This window comes from Arthrobacter sp. TB 26 (assembly GCF_000427315.1).
In the GTDB taxonomy this organism is placed as follows: Bacteria; Actinomycetota; Actinomycetes; order Actinomycetales; family Micrococcaceae; genus Arthrobacter.
The window spans coordinates 1-2,075 of the sequence record NZ_AUPJ01000208.1 but is presented as its reverse complement, the minus strand read 5'-3'; the positions used below and the strand labels follow the sequence as shown (position 1 = coordinate 2,075).

Sequence of the window (2,075 nt, the reverse complement as noted above, 5' to 3'; positions counted from 1 at the left end):
TTCGACGCCGGTGCGCTGCTGCTGGAACCCCTGGCCGCCCGCTTCGCCAAGATCCGCCCCGACGCCGAACTCCGGACGCCGCTGGGCGGCTCCCTCGACGGAGCCCTGACACTCGCCCGCGTGCTGCTCCGGGCGCCGTCGGCCTTCCCGCAACAGGACCCCTATGTGACGGTGCGGCTCAATGCGCCGGAGCCGCGCACTTACGCCCGCCGGCTGCCGTCCGGTCCGGGGCAGCCATGACGCGGCACGCGGCGTTGATCAAGTCCCTGATGGGTGGGCTGATTGTGTCCTGCCAGGCCCGGGCCGGCAACCCGTTGCACGGGCCGGTCCACATGGCCGCCATGGCGCTCGCCGCGGAACAGGGTGGCGCTGCGGCCCTCCGGATCCACGGCGAAGACGACATCCGCGCCGTCAAGGAGCGGTGCAGCCTGCCGGTCATCGGCATCCGCAAGGTCTTCGACGCCGGGCCCGTCTACATCACGCCCACGTTCGCCGATGCAGCAATCATTGTTGAGGCGGGCGCCGACATCGTGGCCCTCGACGCTACGTCCCGGCCACGCAGCGGCCCGGAATCGGCTTTTGAGCTGATCCGGCGGATCCGGGGCGAACTCGGCGTGCCGGTGATGGCCGACATCGACTCCCTCGCCGCCGGGCAGGCGGCGGCAGCAGCCGGAGCGGAACTGATTGCCACGACGCTTTCCGGCTACACCTCCGACGGTGCCGTGCCGACCTCCCCGGATTTCGCCCTGCTGGAAGAACTGTGGTCCGCAGTCAACGTCCCGGTCATCGCCGAGGGCCGGTTCTGGGAACCCGGGCAGGTGGAGGACGCGTTCCGGCTCGGTGCCAGTGCGGTGGTGATCGGCACGGCCGTCACCAACCCGATGCGCATCACCGAGCGGTTCGTCCGCTCCACGCCCGTGCACGCCCAGGGTTAGATCCGCGGCCTCAGCCCCGCACCACCCGTCCCGCCGGACGTCCCACGATCAAGGAAGCACACGTGAAGATCATCGAGTCAGGCACCGGCGCGGAGGCCGGAATCCGCGCCGCGGACCTCATCGCCGAGCTCGTCAGGGCCACGCCGACGGCGGTGCTGGGCCTGGCCACCGGTTCCTCGCCGTTGCCGCTGTACGCGGCGCTGGCAGCGCAGAACCTCGACCTGGGCCGGGTCCGCGGGTTTTCCCTGGACGAATACCTCGGGCTTGGTGCCGCCGACGGGAAGAGCTACGCGCAGGTCATCCGGCGGGAAGTCATCGAACGGCTCGGCCTGGACCCGGCCCTCATCCGCACGCCGGACGGCCTTGCGCCGGACCCCGTGCAGGAGGCGGCCGACTTTGAGCGCAGCATCCGGGAGGCCGGCGGGATCGATCTGCAGATCCTCGGCATCGGTTCCAATGGCCACCTGGCGTTCAACGAGCCGCCGTCGGCGTTCGACTCACGGACCCGGGTGGTTGAACTCGCGCCCAGCACCCGGGACGACAACGCGAGATTCTTCGACTCCGCGGCCGATGTCCCCACCCATGCAATCACCCAGGGCCTGGGCACCATTGGCGAGGCGAGGCAGCTGCTGCTGATCGCGCACGGCGAGGCCAAGGCCGAGGCCGTGGCGCGTGCCGTCGAAGGCCCCGTCACGGAAGACTTCCCGGCCTCGCTCATCCAGCGGCACCCGAACGCCACGCTGGTCCTGGACGCGGCCGCGGCCAGCAGGATGCAGCGCGCCAGGGTCTAGGCCCGCCGCTTGGCGTCAGTCCGTCTCGGGACCCGAGCAGAAGTGGCAGTCATCGGGGCACGGAGCGTCGGCCGGCAAATCCTCAAGGCGGACGCCGGTCCGTGCGTCGGTCCAAAATCCGGGGGCGCCGTTGGCCCGATCCTGCTGCAAAGTCACGATGTGTCCTGAACGTCATTGGTGCGGAACGCTGATGACACCCAGCTAACCGCGTCCCGGGGCCACTGCTCAATGGACCAATTGACGGCGGCGCCGGCTTTGCCTTGTGCAGGCGCCCAGTGCAGGCGTCCAGTGCAGGGGCCCGCACAAGCAAAGAGGCCGCGGGACAGGCGCGAACCTGTCCCGCGGCCCC

General features: G+C 70.4%; 4 protein-coding genes. 3 read left to right on the top strand and 1 reads right to left on the bottom strand.

The features are described 5' to 3' along the window. The 3 genes from K789_RS25385 to K789_RS0107445 all read left to right on the top strand — a co-directional run. Positions 1-240, top strand: a 240-nt coding sequence (locus K789_RS25385; RefSeq protein ID WP_035739373.1) for a hypothetical protein, incomplete at its 5' end; no start/stop codon positions are given. Then, complete coding sequence (locus K789_RS0107450; protein ID WP_084507342.1) at positions 237-935, top strand: N-acetylmannosamine-6-phosphate 2-epimerase; 699 nt, start codon at positions 237-239, stop codon at positions 933-935. The genes K789_RS25385 and K789_RS0107450, both read left to right, overlap by 4 nt. A gap of 62 nt (positions 936-997) precedes the next feature. Continuing rightward, positions 998-1,726 (top strand): glucosamine-6-phosphate deaminase, encoded by a 729-nt coding sequence (locus K789_RS0107445; protein ID WP_024366215.1) that lies wholly within the window; start codon positions 998-1,000, stop codon positions 1,724-1,726. A gap of 15 nt (positions 1,727-1,741) precedes the next feature. Here K789_RS0107445 and K789_RS25380 read toward each other — a convergent pair whose 3' ends face one another. Beyond that, positions 1,742-1,882: a hypothetical protein gene (locus tag K789_RS25380; RefSeq protein ID WP_157835673.1), complete on the bottom strand. Its 141-nt coding sequence runs from the start codon at positions 1,880-1,882 to the stop codon at positions 1,742-1,744. Between the last annotated feature and the right edge of the window lie 193 nt (positions 1,883-2,075).